This window comes from Bradyrhizobium sp. USDA 223 (assembly GCF_044909005.1).
Taxonomy (GTDB): domain Bacteria; phylum Pseudomonadota; class Alphaproteobacteria; order Rhizobiales; family Xanthobacteraceae; genus Bradyrhizobium; species Bradyrhizobium yuanmingense.
In genome coordinates this window covers 1,192,103-1,209,531 of the sequence record NZ_JBIYDR010000001.1, presented here as the reverse complement: position 1 = coordinate 1,209,531, position 17,429 = coordinate 1,192,103, and the positions used below count along the sequence as shown (strand labels likewise).

General features: G+C 63.7%; 18 protein-coding genes and 1 pseudogene. 4 read left to right on the top strand and 15 right to left on the bottom strand.

Annotation, left to right across the window (positions count from 1 at the left end):
- Positions 1-59: 59 nt before the first annotated feature.
- Complete coding sequence (locus tag ABIA40_RS05240) at positions 60-518, bottom strand: YybH family protein (protein ID WP_404539617.1); 459 nt, start codon at positions 516-518, stop codon at positions 60-62.
- Between the two features lie 165 nt (positions 519-683).
- On the opposite strand from ABIA40_RS05240, the gene ABIA40_RS05235 reads away from it, so the two are divergent.
- On the top strand, positions 684-1,232 hold the full coding sequence (locus ABIA40_RS05235; protein ID WP_404539614.1) for a hypothetical protein: 549 nt from the start codon (positions 684-686) through the stop codon (positions 1,230-1,232).
- A 94-nt stretch (positions 1,233-1,326) separates the two neighbouring features.
- On the opposite strand, the pseudogene ABIA40_RS05230 reads toward ABIA40_RS05235, so the two are convergent.
- From ABIA40_RS05230 to ABIA40_RS05220, 3 genes and pseudogenes are all read right to left on the bottom strand, one after another.
- Positions 1,327-2,219: pseudogene (locus ABIA40_RS05230) on the bottom strand (aspartyl/asparaginyl beta-hydroxylase domain-containing protein).
- Positions 2,220-2,359: 140 nt separating this feature from the next.
- Positions 2,360-2,515: a hypothetical protein gene (locus tag ABIA40_RS05225; protein ID WP_007612486.1), complete on the bottom strand. Its 156-nt coding sequence runs from the start codon at positions 2,513-2,515 to the stop codon at positions 2,360-2,362.
- Positions 2,516-2,661: 146 nt separating this feature from the next.
- On the bottom strand, positions 2,662-3,585 hold the full coding sequence (locus tag ABIA40_RS05220; RefSeq protein ID WP_404539611.1) for a LysR family transcriptional regulator: 924 nt from the start codon (positions 3,583-3,585) through the stop codon (positions 2,662-2,664).
- A 213-nt stretch (positions 3,586-3,798) separates the two neighbouring features.
- On the opposite strand from ABIA40_RS05220, the gene ABIA40_RS05215 reads away from it, so the two are divergent.
- From ABIA40_RS05215 to ABIA40_RS05205, 3 genes are read left to right on the top strand one after another with little or no spacing between them, the layout of a single operon-like run.
- Positions 3,799-4,509 (top strand): SDR family NAD(P)-dependent oxidoreductase, encoded by a 711-nt coding sequence (locus ABIA40_RS05215; RefSeq protein ID WP_271537399.1) that lies wholly within the window; start codon positions 3,799-3,801, stop codon positions 4,507-4,509.
- 16 nt (positions 4,510-4,525) lie between these two features.
- On the top strand, positions 4,526-4,762 hold the full coding sequence (locus tag ABIA40_RS05210) for a 4-oxalocrotonate tautomerase family protein (protein ID WP_404539607.1): 237 nt from the start codon (positions 4,526-4,528) through the stop codon (positions 4,760-4,762).
- Between the two features lie 30 nt (positions 4,763-4,792).
- Positions 4,793-4,960 (top strand): hypothetical protein, encoded by a 168-nt coding sequence (locus ABIA40_RS05205; protein WP_404539604.1) that lies wholly within the window; start codon positions 4,793-4,795, stop codon positions 4,958-4,960.
- 25 nt (positions 4,961-4,985) lie between these two features.
- Here the strand turns inward: ABIA40_RS05205 and ABIA40_RS05200 are convergent, their stop codons facing one another.
- The 11 genes from ABIA40_RS05200 to ABIA40_RS05150 all read right to left on the bottom strand — a co-directional run bounded on the left by ABIA40_RS05200 (position 4,986) and on the right by ABIA40_RS05150 (position 17,374).
- The gene (locus ABIA40_RS05200) at positions 4,986-5,615 is read right to left on the bottom strand and encodes a phasin family protein (protein ID WP_198399873.1); all 630 of its coding nucleotides are present in this window, start codon (positions 5,613-5,615) and stop codon (positions 4,986-4,988) included.
- A complete protein-coding gene (locus tag ABIA40_RS05195; RefSeq protein ID WP_404539601.1) occupies positions 5,584-6,246 on the bottom strand; it encodes an AAA family ATPase in 663 nt (220 codons plus the stop codon). The genes ABIA40_RS05200 and ABIA40_RS05195 overlap by 32 nt, the downstream gene beginning before the upstream one ends.
- 142 nt (positions 6,247-6,388) lie before the next feature.
- Positions 6,389-7,849, bottom strand: a complete 1,461-nt coding sequence (locus ABIA40_RS05190) for a flavin-containing monooxygenase (RefSeq protein WP_404539598.1) — start codon at positions 7,847-7,849, stop codon at positions 6,389-6,391.
- Between the two features lie 159 nt (positions 7,850-8,008).
- Complete coding sequence (gene ahcY, locus ABIA40_RS05185) at positions 8,009-9,430, bottom strand: adenosylhomocysteinase (protein WP_157285529.1); 1,422 nt, start codon at positions 9,428-9,430, stop codon at positions 8,009-8,011.
- Positions 9,431-9,629: 199 nt separating this feature from the next.
- Positions 9,630-10,826, bottom strand: coding sequence for a methionine adenosyltransferase (gene metK, locus ABIA40_RS05180; protein WP_271537390.1), 1,197 nt, complete (start codon positions 10,824-10,826; stop codon positions 9,630-9,632).
- A 60-nt stretch (positions 10,827-10,886) separates the two neighbouring features.
- Positions 10,887-12,242 (bottom strand): hypothetical protein, encoded by a 1,356-nt coding sequence (locus ABIA40_RS05175; RefSeq protein ID WP_157285531.1) that lies wholly within the window; start codon positions 12,240-12,242, stop codon positions 10,887-10,889.
- Between the two features lie 626 nt (positions 12,243-12,868).
- The gene (locus tag ABIA40_RS05170; protein WP_157285532.1) at positions 12,869-13,987 is read right to left on the bottom strand and encodes a cobalamin-independent methionine synthase II family protein; all 1,119 of its coding nucleotides are present in this window, start codon (positions 13,985-13,987) and stop codon (positions 12,869-12,871) included.
- Positions 13,988-14,006: 19 nt separating this feature from the next.
- A complete protein-coding gene (locus ABIA40_RS05165) occupies positions 14,007-14,723 on the bottom strand; it encodes an ABC transporter ATP-binding protein (protein ID WP_404539593.1) in 717 nt (238 codons plus the stop codon).
- Positions 14,716-15,471, bottom strand: a complete 756-nt coding sequence (locus ABIA40_RS05160) for an ABC transporter ATP-binding protein (protein WP_036015732.1) — start codon at positions 15,469-15,471, stop codon at positions 14,716-14,718. The genes ABIA40_RS05165 and ABIA40_RS05160 overlap by 8 nt, the downstream gene beginning before the upstream one ends.
- Positions 15,468-16,496: a branched-chain amino acid ABC transporter permease gene (locus ABIA40_RS05155; RefSeq protein WP_128266401.1), complete on the bottom strand. Its 1,029-nt coding sequence runs from the start codon at positions 16,494-16,496 to the stop codon at positions 15,468-15,470. Before ABIA40_RS05155 ends, ABIA40_RS05160 begins: the two co-directional genes overlap by 4 nt.
- Positions 16,497-16,504: 8 nt before the next feature.
- Positions 16,505-17,374 carry a branched-chain amino acid ABC transporter permease gene (locus ABIA40_RS05150; protein WP_036015727.1) on the bottom strand — a complete coding sequence of 290 codons (870 nt, stop codon included), beginning with the start codon at positions 17,372-17,374 and terminating at the stop codon, positions 16,505-16,507.
- Positions 17,375-17,429: the final 55 nt, after the last annotated feature.

Sequence of the window (17,429 nt, the reverse complement as noted above, 5' to 3'; positions counted from 1 at the left end):
TCGAACTCAAAAGGCCCCGGAATGGGGCCTTTTGCATGTCGATCGTGCACGCGGTCGAGCTACCAGGCCTTCACCGGCCGATTGGCGTGGCTCGCCTGCGGCACACCGCGATTGAGCGACATGTGCGAATGCACGCACAGCCAGCCATCGCCGTTCCTCGAAAACACCATCGTCGCGCGGCCCGGGCGTGCGAACGTGCTGCCATCGGGATGATAGCCCGTGCTCGTCCACGGCGCGACGACGGTTGCCATCATGCCGTCCGGTGATGCCAGAACGGACGCCTGATCGAGGACGAAGCGGAAGTCGGTCGTCTTCGGCCAAACGTTATCCCATTGGGTTTTGACCCATTGATCGAGGCCGGGGATGACGTCGTTATGGGTTCCGAAGGCGAGCACGTCGGGATGGATGAGCGGCCTCGCCGAGGCGTAATCGACGTCGCGGACATAACTCGCGAAGGTGTCCAGCCATCGGCGGAAGAACTGCATGATCTCAGCATTCGCGGTCGGCAACGAGGCCATCACCTGCTCCAATTCGGCAACTCAATCGCGGCGATCTTTGTTGCCACGGGCCGGACTATCCAGCAAGATTTGCGCGCCGGGATCACTCGATCGCTACAGGGGTAACGTCACAGCCGGGTTCGATGCTTCGACATCGGCCGGCTCCATTTTGTGGGAGCCAGATTCATGAACCGCGTCCTTCTGCTCGCAGCCTCCCTCCTCCTCACCAACAGCGCGGCCGGCGCACAGTCCAGTCAACCCTATGTCGGCCTCGAGAAGCGCCCCATCAAGGCGCTGTCACAGCAACAAATCGACGATCTCCGCGCCGGACGCGGGATGGGCCTGGCTCTTGCTGCGGAGCTCAATGGATATCCCGGTCCCAGCCACGTACTCGAGCTCAGTGATCGTCTCGACCTGACCGCCGATCAGCGCGCCGAGGTTCAACGGCTGTTCGATGCCATGAAACAGGAAGCCGTTCCGCTGGGTAACAAGCTCGTCGAGCAAGAGAGAGCGCTGGTACACCTCTTCTCGTCCCGTGCGATCACATCGGAAGCGCTCAAGACCAGCATCGGGGCCATTGCCGAAACTCAGGGGCAGCTCCGCGAGAGCCACCTCAAATACCACCTATCAACCGGTGTCTTGCTCGATCAGAGCCAGATGCAGCGGTATGCAGAGTTACGAGGCTATCAGCGTCCCGACGGCTCCGCAGGGCACAAGCACAAGCACCATCACTAGACAATGCCGACCGAGATCAGACGATCGCGCCAGGGCGGATCGAGATGAGGCATGGCGGACCAAGCTTCGCTGATCCGCGCCCCGTGCATTTGCCTCAATTCAGTGCCGAATACACGATCAGCCCGAGGATCAGCGCCGTCAGCGAGTATTTCAGCGTGTAGTAGACGTTGCGGTTCCACTCCTTCACCTTGCGGCTGGCGAGGTGGATTTCGTAGAGCTTGCCGAACACCTTGTTGAGCACGCCGACGTGCTCACCATCGACATTCTGCGTCGCCGACGCCTTGACGATGTGATGGCTGACCCAGCGGTTGATCGCGGTCATGAAGCCGTACTTCATCGGGCGCTCGACGTCGCAGAACAGGATGATGCGGTTGACGTCGGTCGCATTCTCGGCACTGTGGATGAAGGTCTCGTCGAACATGAAGGCCTCGCCATCGCGCCAGACGCATTCGACGCCATCGACGAGGATCCGGCACTTGTTCGAGTTCGGCGTGACCAGGCCGAGGTGATAGCGCAGAGAGCCGGCGAAGGGATCACGGTGAGCGCCGAGCTTGCCGCCGGGCGGCAGTATCGCGAACATCGCGCCATGCACGCTCGGGATCGATTTGAGCAGCTCCACCGTCTTCGGGCACAGCGTGTTCGCCGACGGCAGAAAGTCGTCGTACCATTTCAGGTAAAACCGCTTCCAGCCGCTCTTGAAGAACGAGTAGAAGCCCCAGTCGTTGTTCTTCGCCGCCGCGCGGATAAAACCTTCATCGAACAGGCACACGGCTTCAGCTCCGGAAACTGATCGACCGAGATCACCGGCTTGTTCGGCACCGCCGAGCCCGCATACATCAGCACATTGTAAGGTGCGAGATAGGTCGAGTGATCGCCGAGCTGGCGCGCGAAGCGCAGCCGCTCCTTGCCGCGGAAGTGGACGTAAATCGTCGAAGCCGCAAGCACGTACAAAATGACGAGCTGCGGCGCAAAAAGCTGTTTCAACATTTCCCCAATCCCCAAGTGACCCAGCCGGGGTGTCGTGTAGGCCGACCCGGCCGGAGCGGCAAGATATTCCCGCTGGGTTGCAATCACGCCGGGGAGAGCAAGGGGATGGACTGGGGTCCAAACCGGCCGAAACGAGGCGATCAAGCCCGCGACAGCGCCTGCAGGCCCTTGAAGGTCAGGCGCTTGGGGTCGGTGACGCCGGCGAGGTAGAGGCGGCGGATGAAGGCGATGACGGCGTCGCGGTCGCAATCGGTCAGCGCGACGACGGCGTCGACCGCTATTCTCTGGGCTTCCATTGGGCTCACCTCGGCCTTGCGAGTAACCCCGGCCGAGACAGGCTAGGACTCATCCGTTAAATCGGCGTTAACCGTTTCGGAACCATCGCCGATTCAGCCGCCCCGCCGTATACGCGAAAACGCGCATTGCGGAGGCATGAAGCGGCTCAGCGCGCCTTGATGCTCTGCTTCAGCAGCGCAAACTGCTTCTTCAGCCGGGGCACGGCGAAGTCGGTGAAGGCGCGCACCTTGGGCACCGAAAGCCGGCCCTGCGGGCAGATCAGATGCGCCGGCATCTCCGGATCCTCGTCGTCCGCCAGCACGATCTCGAGCTCGCGGCGCGCGACCTGCTCGGCCACTTGATACGAATACATCCGCGCCACGCCGCGCCCGGCCACAGTGGAGGCCACTGCCGCATAGGTGCTGTTGACGACGAGCCGCGGGGTGAACTGCACGGTGCGCGGTGCCGATGAGCCCCGCTGCGGCGCAAAGGTCCAGGAATTGGGCAGATGCGCCATCGCGACGATCTGGTGTTTGGCGAGATCGCCCGGCTCGGTGATGCGCGGATGCTGTTTCAGGTAGCGGGGAGCTGCCACCACGACGCGGCTGATCCCGCCGACCCGCATCGCCACCATCGCCGAATCCGCCAGCGGACCGATGCGAAGCGCGATATCGACGCCTTCCTCGATCAGATTGACGGCACGGTCGAACAGCAGGAGTTTTGCCGACACGGTCGGATAGGCGTCGAGAAACGCGTCGAGGATCGGCCGCAGTACCATCTCGCCGGAGACCACCGGAGCGGTGATCGTGAGCAGACCACGCGGAGCCGTGCGCGGTCCGGCCGCGATGTCCTCGGCCTCCTCCAGATCGGTGAGCACGCGGCGGCAGATCGCGACATAACGCTCGCCTTCCTCGCTCAGCTTGATCGAACGTGTCGTCCGGTGCAGCAGCTCGGCGCCGACCCGATGCTCCAGAAAGGCGATGGCGCGGCTCACCGCCGCCGGCGAGCGGCCGAGCTTGCGTCCTGCGGCAGCCAAACTGCCCTCGTCCACCGCAAGGACAAACACCTTCATCGCGTCCAAACGATCCATGCGCTCGCCGCACCCCCCCTGAGATTTCGGCTGAAAGCTAGGCGTTTGCGCCGGCTGCGACAACCTCCGCAAAGATCGATCCGGCATTCGTTCGCGCCGCGAAAGAGTGTCTGCCGGGCAGCGGATATTCGCAAGCAAGCCGCCGCAGCGTACCTCAACGCCCAAGCCAGCCGCCGCTGGCGCAGGTTTTCAAGCCAACAACAGGAGCCCGTCATGGGTATCGAGCAGAAGGTCGCCATCATCACCGGTGCATCGCAGGGTATCGGCGCCGCCCTGGTCCAGGGTTTTCGCGACCGCAACTATCGCGTCGCCGCAACGGCGCGCTCCATCAAGCCGTCGGGTGACGACGACGTCCTCGCCGTTGCAGGCGACATCGCCGACCGGTCCACCGCAGAGCGCGTGGTGTCGCAAGCGATCGCCCGCTTCGGCCGGATCGACACGCTGGTCAACAACGCGGGCATCTTCGTCGCAAAACCGTTCACGCAGTACACGGCCAAGGACTATGCCGCAGTGATGGGCACCAATGTCGCGGGCTTCTTCAACATCACGCAGCTCGCCATCGCCGAAATGGAGAAGCAGGGGTCTGGCCACCTCGTCCAGATCACGACGACGCTGGTCGATCAGGCCAATTCGAATGTGCCCTCGGTGCTGGCCTCGCTGAGCAAGGGCGGGCTGAACGCCGCGACCAAGTCGCTCGCGATCGAATACGCCAGGCGCGGCATCCGCGTGAATGCGGTGTCGCCCGGCATCATCAAGTCGCCGATGCATCCGGTCGCGACGCACGCGCAGCTCGACGCGCTGCACCCGGTCGGCCACATGGGCGAGATGTCCGACATCGTCGATGCCGTGCTCTATCTCGAACGTGCCTCCTTCGTCACCGGCGAGATCCTGCATGTCGACGGCGGCCAGAGCGCCGGCCACTGAGCGGAGGAGAACGACAATGCCCATCGTCACCATTCAAGTGACCCGCGAGGGAACGGCGCCGGGTGCGGCGTCGCTCACGGCGGAGGAGAAGGCCGCACTGATCAAGGGCTCGAGCGAGCTGCTGCGCGATGTGCTCGGCAAGCCGCTCGAGTCCACCTTCGTCGTGATCGAGGAAGTCGACACCGACAATTGGGGCTGGGGCGGCCTGCCCGTGCAGGAATTCCGCCGTCACCGCGCCACCCAGGCAGGATGATCTGCACGCCGTCGCGCGCAAGAGGATGACATGATCTCGGCGCGATCGTCGGCCCGCTCGTCACCGGCCATCTCGGCGAGGATCTATGCGCAAAGCGGCGGAGACTATCTCGTCCTGTTCTGCCTCGGTGGCGGTGCGGTGGTACTGGCACTGGCAATCGATCTCGGCGGCGCCCTGATCATCCCGCGCAGATCCTGAGCGGGATGATGGCAGGCGAACTGCATCAACTGGCACTGGGCTTTGTCATGCCTTGAGCAAGCGATCTCAGCAACTCGGTTTGCTTCAGGACCAACTCACATTGCTTTCGCGCATGCGTGCCCGACAGCTCAACCAACTCCGCCAGCGTTTTTGCACGGCCTAGCTCCCGCGCATACTCCAAGGTCGCGCCCGCATTGACCTTCATCAGTTCGAGCACGACGGTGCGACACTCGGCTGCCGTCCCAATCGCGTCGATGAGATCGCTTTCCGCGACGACGGCTTCATTGGCCTCTGAACTCACACTGGCCAGCCGTGACTTTGCGAGGTCGTTGGCGTAGTTGAGCGTAGCGCTCATGCCGTCCAAAGCGCGGGCTTGATACTCCTTGACCATGTCCACGATGAGATCCGTGGTGGTGCTGCTCGGAGGTTCAGGTGTTGCAACGATGACGCTGGCCGCTTCTTGTACCGGAACAGTCATCGGAGCAGGTGCTTCTTGCGCGATCTGCGGCGCATCCTGGGGGAAGACGACCACTGGGCCCGGCGGCATGGCCAAGCCCTCGTCGACCGCACGACTCACTTCCGCGGCCAGTTCCAGCAGCGAGCGACGCCCGGTGCGTGCAACGTCAGCAGGCAGCTTTGAGCGCGCCTTTCCCATAATCATCCGACTCCTCGGCCAAGTGCGCCGCGATCCAACCCCACAAACTTACAATTTCGTCCGAAGCTTTGCCGGCCGGTGCGAACTCCGTCACGCCCAACCCTGCTCCGAGTGCATCCTGGTGATCGTTACGCTGCGCAATAAACGGGAGTGCAAGCACGCCGAGCGAGCTTAGCGATGTGGCAGCTTCGCTCAGCCGGCACCCTCGCGTCGGTGCCTGATTGAGGATGAAGGCAAATCGGCGGTTGAGCCTGCGAATGGCGATCAGTGTGGGAATTGCCGCTTCGATGTCGGCCGGGCTCGGACGCGCCGGGATGAGACAGAGATCGGCGCAGGCGATGACGCGCATCGCCAGGCTGTTGGTCGTGGCAGCTGTATCGATGATGGCAAGCCAGACGCCTTCGGCCTTCAGCCGCGCGATCAACGGTTCGATCTCGGCAGGATCGGCAACGCGCTCGACGCGGGGATAGGGATGATCGCGGCGCTCTTTCCATTTCGAGATCGTACCTTGCGCGTCCGCTTCAATGAGAACGACGCGCTCAGCGCGCTCCATTGCTGCCACCGCCAGTCCAACGGACAGCGTACTCTTGCCGCTTCCGCCTTTTTGCGTGACCAGGGCAAGGACGTGCATGTCCTGCGCTCCCCTTAAGACGGCGACTACGCGGAACTCAGACGTTGTCGGAACTAAACTTCTTGCAGCGCAAAAATACTACCGCAAGTCGCGATTCGTCTCAAGCGAACGCAAGGCTATCGCGGTATCCTACGTGGCAAGATCAGGAATACTGCATCACGCCGTCGTCGATCCGGCCGAAGCGCAACGAGACGATGTCGAGCGCGTAGTTCTGGTGGAGCCGCCAGGGCCGCTTCGAGCCCTGCTTCGGCATCTTGGCGATCGAGCGCTGCACGTAACCCGAGGTGAAATCGAGCGAAGGCTGCGCGGTGATGGTGGGATCATCGTTGTGCGGCATGCACTGGCGGAAATTGTGCCGGTCCATGTAATTGATGAGGCGGCAGACATATTCGCAGGTGAGGTCGCATTTCAGCGTCCAGGACGCATTGGTGTAACCGAAGGCCGAGGCCATGTTCGGCACGTCGGCATACATCATGCCCTTGTAGGTCAGCGTGTTGGCGAAATCGACGGAGCGGCCGTCGACGCTGACCTCGAGGCCACCGGCGACCTGGAGCACCAGCCCGGTCGCCGTCACGATGATGTCGGCCGCCAGCTCGCGGCCGTCCTTCAGGCGGATGCCGTCATGCGTGAAGGTGTCGATCTCGCTGGTGACTACGCTGGCGCGCTGCTCGCGGATCGCCTTGAAGAGGTCGCCATCGGGCACGAGGCACAGCCGCTGGTCCCAGGGATTGTAGCGCGGCGTGAAGTGGGTCGCGACGTCGTAGTCCGGGCCGAGCGCGATTCTCGCGCCCTTGAGGATGAGATCCTTCACCTTCGCCGGCCTGCTCCGGCTCAGCTGGAAGAAGAACATCCCCCACATCACGTTGCGCCAGCGGATCAGGTGATAGGCGAACTTCGCCGGCAGATTGCGGCGCAGCTTGTTGGCGAGGATATCCTGTGCCGGCCGCGACACCACATAGGTCGGCGAGCGCTGCAGCATGGTGACCTGCGCCGCCTGCTTGGCGAGCTCCGGCACCAGCGTCACCGCTGTCGCGCCCGAGCCGATCACGACGACACGTTTGCCCGCGTAGTCGATGTCCTCGGTCCATTTCTGCGGATGCACGATGCGGCCGGCGAAATCAGCGGCGCCCTTGAACTCCGGCGTATAGCCCGCTTCGTATTTGTAATAGCCCGAGCACATGAACAGGAAGTTGCAGGTGAAGCGCACCACCTCGGTCGCGCCCTCGCTCGTGATGTGCTCGGCTTCGACGGTCCAACGAGCATCCGGCGTCGACCACGCCGCGCGCTTGACGCGGTAGTGGAAGCGGATGTGCTTGTCGATGCCGTTCTCGCTAGCAGTCTCGCGCACATAGTTCAGGATCTGCGGCCCGTCGGCGATCGCCTTCGGATCGGTCCACGGCTTGAACGAATAGCCGAGGGTGAACATGTCGCTGTCGGAGCGGATGCCGGGATAGCGGAAGAGGTCCCAAGTGCCGCCGATGCAATCGCGTCTCTCGAGGATGACGTAGCTCTTGGCCGGACACTTGGTCTGCAGATGATAGCCGGCGCCGATGCCTGATAGCCCGGCGCCGACGATCAGCACGTCGAAATGTTCTTGTTGCATGGTTTCCTCCGCCGGCGCGGATTGTCCGCCTGCCGCTGCTGGCCGTCAATCGGCAATCAACGTGCCGCAACTGCAAAGCGAGTTGAATTCCATGCCCCGAAACAACAAAGCCCCGGATCGCTCCGGGGCTTTGCGTCGATGGTTGGTCGAACCGGCGGATCAATACCGGTAATGATCGCTCTTGTACGGGCCTTCCGGCTTCACGCCGATATAGTCGGCCTGGTCCTTGCGGAGCTCGGTGAGCTTGACGCCGATCTTGGAGAGGTGCAGGCGGGCGACCTTCTCGTCGAGCGTCTTGGGCAGCACGTAGACCTTCTTCTCGTACTTGCCGTCCTTGTTGTTGGCGAACAGCTCGATCTGCGCCAGCGTCTGGTTGGTGAAGGACGCCGACATCACGAAGGACGGATGGCCCATCGCGTTGCCGAGGTTCACGAGGCGGCCCTCCGACAGCAGGATGATGCGGTGCTTGTCGGGGAACTCGATCTCGTCGACCTGCGGCTTGATGTTGGTCCACTTCAGATTGCGCAGAGACGCGATCTGGATCTCGTTGTCGAAGTGGCCGATGTTGCAGACGATGGCGCGATCCTTCATCGCGCGCATGTGCTCGATGGTGATGATGTCCTTGTTGCCGGTGGCGGTGACGAAGATGTCGGCCCGCGGCGCGGCGTCTTCCATGGTCACGACCTCGTAGCCTTCCATCGCCGCCTGCAGCGCGCAGATCGGATCGACCTCGGAGACCATGACGCGGCAGCCGGCCTGGCGCAGCGAGGCGGCCGAGCCCTTGCCGACGTCGCCGAAGCCGGCGACCATCGCGACCTTGCCCGACAGCATCACGTCGGTGCCGCGGCGGATGCCGTCGACCAGCGATTCACGGCAGCCATAGAGGTTGTCGAACTTCGACTTGGTGACGCTGTCGTTGACGTTGATGGCCGGCCACAGCAGCGTGCCTGCCTTCTGCATGTCATAGAGACGATGCACGCCCGTCGTGGTCTCCTCGGAAACGCCCTTGATGCTGTTGGCGATCCCGGCGAAGTAGCCCTTCGGCTTTTCCTTGAGCTGCTTCTTCAGAAGCGCGAAGAACACTTCCTCTTCCTCGGAGCCGGGCTTGTCGAGGAAGGCGGTGTCGCCGTTCTCGGCGCGCAGACCGAGATGGACATACATGGTGGCGTCGCCGCCGTCATCGAGGATCATGTTCGGGTGACCGCCGCCGTGCCAGTCGAACAGCTTGGCGGTGTAGTCCCAGTACTCGGTCAGCGTCTCGCCCTTGACGGCAAAGACGGGAATGCCGGCGGCGGCGATCGCAGCGGCAGCGTGATCCTGCGTCGAATAGATGTTGCAGGAGACCCAGCGGATGTCGGCGCCGAGCGCGGCGAGCGTCTCGATCAACACGCCGGTCTGGATCGTCATGTGCAGCGAGCCGGCGATGCGCGCGCCCTTCAGCGGCTGCTTCGGGCCGTACTCCTCGCGGGTGGCCATCAGGCCGGGCATCTCGGTCTCGGCCAGCGAGAGCTCCTTGCGGCCGAAATCGGCGAGCGAAATGTCCTTGACGATGTAATCGGTGAAGCCGGGCTTCGCGTTCATGTCTGTTTCCTAATCAGTGAGGCTGGCGTGTCAGTAGCAAGGCAAGCTGAACGCTATGTGGCACCATTCTCCCTCTCCCCGTTCTTACGGGGAGAGGGCCGGGGTGAGGGGCTCTATCCAAGCACCGAGCTTGCGGAGAGTCCCCCTCACCCGCCGCTTCGCGGCGACCTCTCCCCGCAAGCGGGGCGAGGTAAGAGCGTTAGAGCGCGCGCTTGAGCTGCTCGACGAGATCGGTCTTCTCCCAGGAGAAGCCGCCCTCGTTGTCGGGCGTGCGGCCGAAATGGCCGTAGGCCGAGGTGCGCGCGTAGATCGGCCGGTTGAGATCGAGATGAGTGCGGATGCCGCGCGGGGTGAGGTCCATCGCCTTGGCGGCGGCCTTCTCGAGCTGGTCTTCCGAAACCTTACCGGTGCCGTGGGTGTCGATGTAGATCGACAGCGGGCGCGCCACGCCGATGGCGTAGGCGAGCTGCAGCGTGCAGCGGTCGGCAAGACCGGCGGCGACGATGTTCTTGGCGACGTAGCGCGCGGCATAGGCCGCGGAGCGGTCGACCTTGGTCGGATCCTTGCCGGAGAACGCGCCGCCGCCATGCGGGGCCGCGCCGCCATAGGTGTCGACGATGATTTTGCGGCCGGTCAGGCCGGAATCGCCGTCGGGACCGCCGATGTAGAACTTGCCGGTGGGGTTGATGTGCCAGATCGTCTTCGGCGTGATCCAGTCTTTCGGCAGCGCCTCGCGCACATAGGGCTCGACGATGTCACGAATCTGCTTGGACGAGATGTCCTCGACCAGGTGCTGGTGGGAGACCACGATCTCGCGCACGCCGACCGGCTTGCCGTTCTCGTACTGCACGGTCACCTGGCTCTTGGAGTCCGGACCCAGCACCTTTTCCTTGCCGGAGTGACGGGCTTCGGAGATGAGGCGGAGGATCTTGTGGGCGTAGAAGATCGGCGCCGGCATCAGATCGGGCGTCTCGTTGGTGGCGTAGCCGAACATGATGCCTTGGTCGCCCGCGCCTTCTTCCTTGACCTCGCCCGGCTGCAGCGCATCGACGCCCTGGGCGATGTCAGCCGATTGCGGGTGCAGGAGGATCTCGATGTCGCAGGTCTTCCAGTGGAAGCCTTCCTGCTCGTAGCCGATGTCCTTGATCGCGCCGCGCACGACGCCCTCGATCTGCTCGTTGGTCACCGACTTCGGGCCGCGGGTCTCGCCGGCGATCACCACCTTGTTGGTGGTCGCGAGCGTCTCGCAGGCTGCGCGGATCTGCCAGGGGTCGATGCCCGCCTTCGGCCCTTCACGGTAGAACAGGTCGACGATCTCATCGGAGATCCGGTCACAGACCTTGTCCGGATGGCCCTCGGACACGGACTCGCTGGTGAAGAGATAGGACGCGCGCATCAGTAACCCCTTGTTCCGCCGCTAGCCGGCGGGCGTTTGCGATGTTTACTTTTGATGATGTCAATCACGCCGGCGCGAGATGACGTAGGATTCGTCGAGAAACCAGAGCCCGTTGTACTTCCGCAGCACATCCCTGGCGGCATCCAGAGTGCGGCCGCTTTGAGTCATTTCTGTCAATCGGTCGTCCTCAATCTGAGCGACATACACCGCCGCATTCCACGCTGCAAAGGCCGTCGAGGTTCCGATGGTGCCGGTGACCTCGTTGGGCAGAGCTTCCATATCATACCTGAAGATCGAACGATTGTCCGCGTATGCATTAAAATTTAAGTCGCGGCCCACCGATCCAAGTTCATACTTAACGGCACGCAGTAGCTCATGACGGCTGACTGAGAAAGGGTTTTCTCCCGGCCAGATCGCCTGGATCATTTCCATACCTGGATCCTGCCCATGGGAGTGGATTCCGATCAGCCTGCCGCCCGGCCGCAGCGCCCGCGCCAGAGGTGCAATGATCCGCTTGGCCCGGAAATTGACCGATGACAGGGCCCGGTAGGGCTGGGATGCGATGACGAGGTCGAAATTGGCCTCAGTCTGGCCCGGCCGCGGAATGGTCGAATCCAGCAGGAACCTGTGGTCCTCGCGATAGAGCACGAGAACGACAGGCCGCTCGTAGAGCGGCATGGCCGTGCGTGAGCTGATCGCAGCGCGCCAGTTCTGCTCCAGAAACGGCCTCAGCTCCGCGATCTGCTGCTCGAACTCGCCCGACGAAGCGCCGCGGAGCGGCACCTCGTGCCAGACGGTGGCAGCGGCTGCAGCAGGCGATGCTGGGGTCAGCCAGGGCGCCTCGGCGTAGAACATGTTGGTGAACACGAACACCGATGCCGGGTGCTCGAAAATGCGGTCCGGCACCTTCTCCAGCGTCAGGCGCAAATCCTCCAGGCTGAGCTCCTTGCCCGCGACGTAGAACGGCATGTGCGGAAAGCGCTGGTGCGTGGCGCGCAGCACCCGCGCCAGCACCGTTCCGTCGCCGACGCCGGCGTCGAACAGACGCAGCGCCGGCGGGCGCGGATGGATCGAGGCAAGCTCGAGCGCGACGCGGTCCGCGATCACCCGCTTTTCGCTGCAGGTGTGGACGAACAGCAGGTATTTCTGACGGTTCTCGAAGAAGCGGAAATTGCCGCGCGGATCGCGCTTCTCGGGCGGCACTTGAAGTCCCCGCGGCGGCGGCACGCCGCCGGCCATTGACGCCGCCATATAGGCCTGGATCCGCTCCAGCGTGTCGATGGTGATGCGCTTTCCCTCGCGCAGGCGGTGCACCAGCTTCCCATCGTTCACCGCACGCCGGCCGAACGTCGATTCCGCCATGTCCGCCTTGCGGCAGAAGTCGGTGATCTGGCTCAGGATTTCGTCGTTCTTCATGAGTGGGAAATCGGTGGGCAGACGGATTGGGACCAATCTCCTAGCAAAATCTGCCCACTGAGGGAATAGCGGATCCAAGCGCCTCCTTCACAGTTTGCTCCGTCCGCGAGCCGCGCCCCACTCTGGCCCCGCCGAGCAACAGCTGGCGCTTCTCCTCTGATCGCGTCCTTACCGTGCGCGCCTGCCCGGTCGCCCTGCTCGCCGCGATCCTGTGGTCCGCCCGCGGTCGGGCAGGCACGCACAATCAGCTCGAGCCGAGCTGCACGGCGGACACGACGCCGGCGGACAAGATGATCAATGCCTGCGAAGGAATCATCGCGTGGGAGATGCAGGGGCACGGCCCGCCGAGCGGCACGAGCTCAATCGCGGCAAAGCCAGGCGCGGCAAGGTGATCTCGACCACGAAGAACAAGCACGTGCCCATGGTCGAACTCCTCTCTGTTGGGTCTATCTGGCGGAGAAAGTGACTCGTGCCCGGACGCAGCGCAGCGCTTCTCAGCGGTGCGCTGCAGAGCTGAGGCCTATAGCTCCGCGCAGCAAGTCGAGCAGCATGGATCCCGGCTCTGCGCAGCAACGCTGGAGCGTTGCTGCGCGTCCGGGACACGGGTGAGCCTTAACGGCGGAGCCTTACTGCCCCCACACTTCCTTCGCGATCTCGACCGCGAGGCTGAGCTTGGCCCACTGCTCCTCCTCGGAGAGGATGTTGCCCTCTTCCGTCGAGGCAAAGCCGCATTGCGGCGACAGCGCGAGCTGCTCCAGCGGGGCGAACTTGGCGGCTTCTTCCAGGCGGCGCTTGATGTCGTCCTTCTTCTCGAGCTCGCCGAACTTCGAGGTGATGACGCCGACCACGACGACCTTGTTACCCTTGGGCAGGAAGCGCAGCGGCTCGAAACCGCCGGCCCGGTCGGAGTCGTACTCCAGGAAATAGCCGTCGTAATTGGTGCCGGCGAGCATGGTCTCGGCCACCGGCTCGTAGCCACCCGAAGAAATCCAGGTCGAACGGAAATTGCCGCGGCAGACGTGGGTCGTCACCACCATGTCGGCCGGCTTCTCCGCCAGCGCGTAGTTGATGATGCGCGCATAGATCTGTTGCAGCCCATCCGGATTATCGCCGCGCTCGCGTGCCTTCTGCAATTCGTCCTGCGAGCAGAGATAGGCCCAGACGGTGTCGTCGAACTGGAGATAGCGGCAACCGGCGTCGTAGAACGCCTTCACGGCCTTGCGGTAGGTCTTGCCGAGATCTTCGTAGAAGGCGTCGAGATCGGGATAAACCTCCTTGGAGATCGACTTGCGCCCGCCGCGGAAGTGGAGCACCGCCGGCGAGGGAATCGTCATCTTGGCGGTGACGTGGGCCTGGTCCGCGATCTTCTTCAGAAAGCGGAAGTGGTCCAGCATCGGGTGGCTGTCGGGAAAGTCGAGCTTGCCGATGACGCGGACCGCATCGTGACGGGTCTGCACGCCCGTGAACTGGATGCCGGTGTCGGGGTGAAACAGCTCGCAGCCGGTGAGCTTGGCCAGGAAGTCGAAATGCCACCAGGAGCGGCGGAATTCGCCGTCGGTCGCGAGCTTCAGCCCGATCGAGGCCTGCTTGTGCACGACCTTCTCGATCTCCACGTCCTCGATCTTGCGCAGATCGTCGGCCGAGATCTCGCCCTTTTCCAGCCGGCTACGGGCTTCCTTGATCTTGGGCGGACGCAGGAGGCTGCCGACCTCGTCGGCGCGGAAGGGGGCTTTGGTTCGCTGCATGTGTCACTCCCTGGACATCTTAGTGGGCCGCCGCCCCGGCGACGCCGAGATGGCGCTCCAGGACAGAGGGGTCGGTCTTCAGCGCGGCGCTCGGAGCGTCGTGGACGATCGTTCCGCGCTCCAATATCACAACGCGATCGGCGAGCCCCAAGATCTTTTGGGCATTCTGCTCGACGATGATCGAGCAGATACCTCCGGACCGGGTGATGGTCCCGATCGCCTTCAAGAGTTCCTCGACGATGATGGGCGCAAGGCCCTCGGTCGGCTCGTCCAGCAGCAGGACTTTCGGATTGAGGGTAAGTGCGCGGCCGATCGCCAGCATCTGCTGCTCGCCGCCGGAGAGTTGGTTGCCGAAATTGCTCCGTCGCTCCTTCAGCCGCGGGAACATCTCGTAGACCTTCTCGACCGTCCAGGGACCGGGCTGCGCTACGGCGGTCATGTTCTCTTCCACCGTCAGCGAGCGGAAGATGTTACGCTCCTGCGGCACCCAGCCGATGCCGGCGCGCGCCCGCTGGTCGGGCCGCATCGCCGTGACATCAGTGCCGGCCAGCGCAATGGAGCCTGCGAAGCGGCGCGTGACGCCGACGATGGAGTTGATCAGCGTGGTCTTGCCGGTGCCGTTGCGCCCGAGCAGCGCCAGCACCTGTCCTTCGGCGAGACGGAGCGTCATCTTCGGCAGCACCACCGCCTCGCCGTAGCCGGCGCGAAGCGAATCGATCGCGAGCAGGTCAGACATCGACCGCCTCCTCGCCGAGATAGACCGCCTTCACCTGCGGATCGCGCGCGACCTCTTCGGGCGGGCCTTCGGTCAGCAGCGCGCCCGAGACCAGCACCGAGATGCGATCAGCAAAGGAGAACACGAGGTCCATGTCGTGCTCGATCAGGAGCACGGTGACGTCCCGCGGCAGGCTGCCCACAACGGCGAGAATGTCGTGGCGCTCGCTCTCGGGCACGCCGGCGGCGGGCTCGTCGAGAAGCAGCACGCGCGGTTTGGCCGCAATGGCCACCGCGATCTCGAGCAGGCGCTGCTTGCCGTAGGGCAGCGTCACGGTCTCTTCGTTCATGACGTCGAGCAGATGGAAGCGGGAGAGCAGATCGGCGGTCTCGCCATTGACGTCACTGCGCGTGCCCATCCGTCGCCACCAGTCGCCGCCATGGCCGAGGCGCTCGGAGACCGCGAGCCCGATGGTCTCGAGCGGCGTGAGATCAGGATAGAGCTGATTGATCTGGAAGGTGCGCGACAGTCCGCGCAGCACGCGCTTGTGCACCGGCAGATCGGTGATGTCCTGACCTTCGAGCAAGATGCGGCCCGAGTTCGGCTTCAGCACGCCCGTGAGCTGGTTGATGACCGTGGTCTTGCCGGCACCGTTCGGGCCGATCAGCGCGTGGCGGGCGCCCTGCTCGACCTTCAAGGACAGATCGCGGGTGACGCGCAGGCCGCCGAACTGCTTCTCGAGATTTTGGGTTTCGAGCGCGATGGTCATGAATCGCTCTCCGGCACGGCAACGATCGCATTGCGCCCCGCAATCCGCCCGATGATCAGGTTCGGCACATACAGCACCCAGCGATGCAGGCGCTGGCGGCCGACCAGCACGATCACGACCAGCACGAGGCCGATCCAGAACTGCCAGTATTGCGGCGTGATGGTCGAGAACAATTCCTGGAGCAAGCGGAAGATCACCGCGCCGATCAGCCCGCCATAGAGATAGCCGGTGCCGCCGATGACCAGCACCAGCATCAGGTCCGCGGAGCGCTCCATAGAAAACACGTCCAGCGAGGCGATCGCGGTCGTCTGGGTGAACAGCGCCCCGGCAATGCCGGCATAGAACGCAGCCAGCGTATAGATCGCGACCAGGCGACGGTTGACCGGAATGCCAATGGCGGCGGCCCGGAGGGGATTGTTCTTGATGGCGCGCAGCGACAGGCCGAACGGGGAATGCACGACGCGGCGGGCGAACAGGAACAACAGGAACAACACGGCCAGCGAATAGAAGAATCCGGCCTTGCCGAACATGTCGAACGGGATCTCGCCGAAGATCGGCTGCATCTCGATGCCCTGCAGGCCGTCGGTTCCGCCGGTGATATTGGAGAAGCGCTCGGCGAGCGCTTCCAGCAGCAACGCAATGCCGAGCGTCACCATCAGGCGCGTCAGGTCGACGCCGCGGATCACCAGAAAGCTGGTGGCAAAGCCGAGCACCATGGCGGCAAGGCCGGCGACGATCAGCGCCAGCACGGGCTCCTTGACGATGCCGTGCAGCGCCAGCAGCCCCGCGGCATAGGCGCCGACGCCGAAGAAGGCGGCATGGCCCAGCGAAACGATGCCGGCATAGCCGAGGATGAGATCGAGCGACATCGCGAACAGCGCGAGGCGCAGGATGTCGGTCATGATCAGATAGCGCGAGGGAAATGCGAAGCCGCAGGCCAGCACGATCAGCCAGAAGGCGATTTCGCCGTAGTGCCAGCGCGCCTTGCGCTGGGCATGATGGCCGACGTCGGAAGCAGCGCTCATCGGCGCACTCAACGCGCGGCCGTGCGGCCGAACAGGCCGTTCGGGCGCCAGATCAGGATCACGATCATGATGGTGTAGATCACGAAGGGGCCCATCTTCGGCACGTAATATTTGCCGGCGACGTCGCCGATGCCGAGCAGCAGCGAGGCGAGGAACGGGCCCGTTATCGAGGAGGAGCCGCCGACGGTGACCACGATCAGGAAGTAGATCATGAACTTCAGCGGGAAATACGGATCGAGGCCGAGGATCTCGGCGCTGAGCGCGCCGCCGAGGCCGGCGAGCCCGCAACCGAAGGCAAAGGTGAAGGCGAATACCTGCGGCACGTTGATGCCGAGACCGCTCGCGGCGCGGGGGTCATCGACCGCCGCCCGCAGGCGGCTGCCGAAACGCGTCTTCGCCAGAACCATTTGAAGCGCGATGGTCAGCAGGCCGCAGATCACGATGATCATCAGCCGGTAGCGGCCGATACCGACGCCGAACAGATCGAACTGGCCTTGGAGCGCGGCGGGCAAATTGATGAAGACCCGCGAGGATCCCTGGATGTAATCGACGGCTGCCACCGACATGAAGGTCAGTCCGATCGTGAACAGCACCTGGTCGAGATGGCTGCGGGCGTAGAGATGACGGTACAGCGTCCGTTCGAGCGCGATGCCGATTGCAGCCGAGGAGACGAAAGCGAGCGGCAAAGCGGCAAAGAACGGCCAACCCATCCGGTTGACCAGCACCATGCAGATATAGCCGCCGGCCATGGCAAAGGCGCCATGGGCGAGATTGACGAAGTTCATCAGGCCGAGCGTGACCGCGAGCCCGCAGGCGAGCACGAACAGCAGCATGCCGTAAGCGACGCCATCGAACAGGTTGGTGAGGATTGCGGTCATCGGCAGTCGAGGGTCATCTCAAGTGTGGCCAAGGGCCGTGCTGCACTCCCTCTCC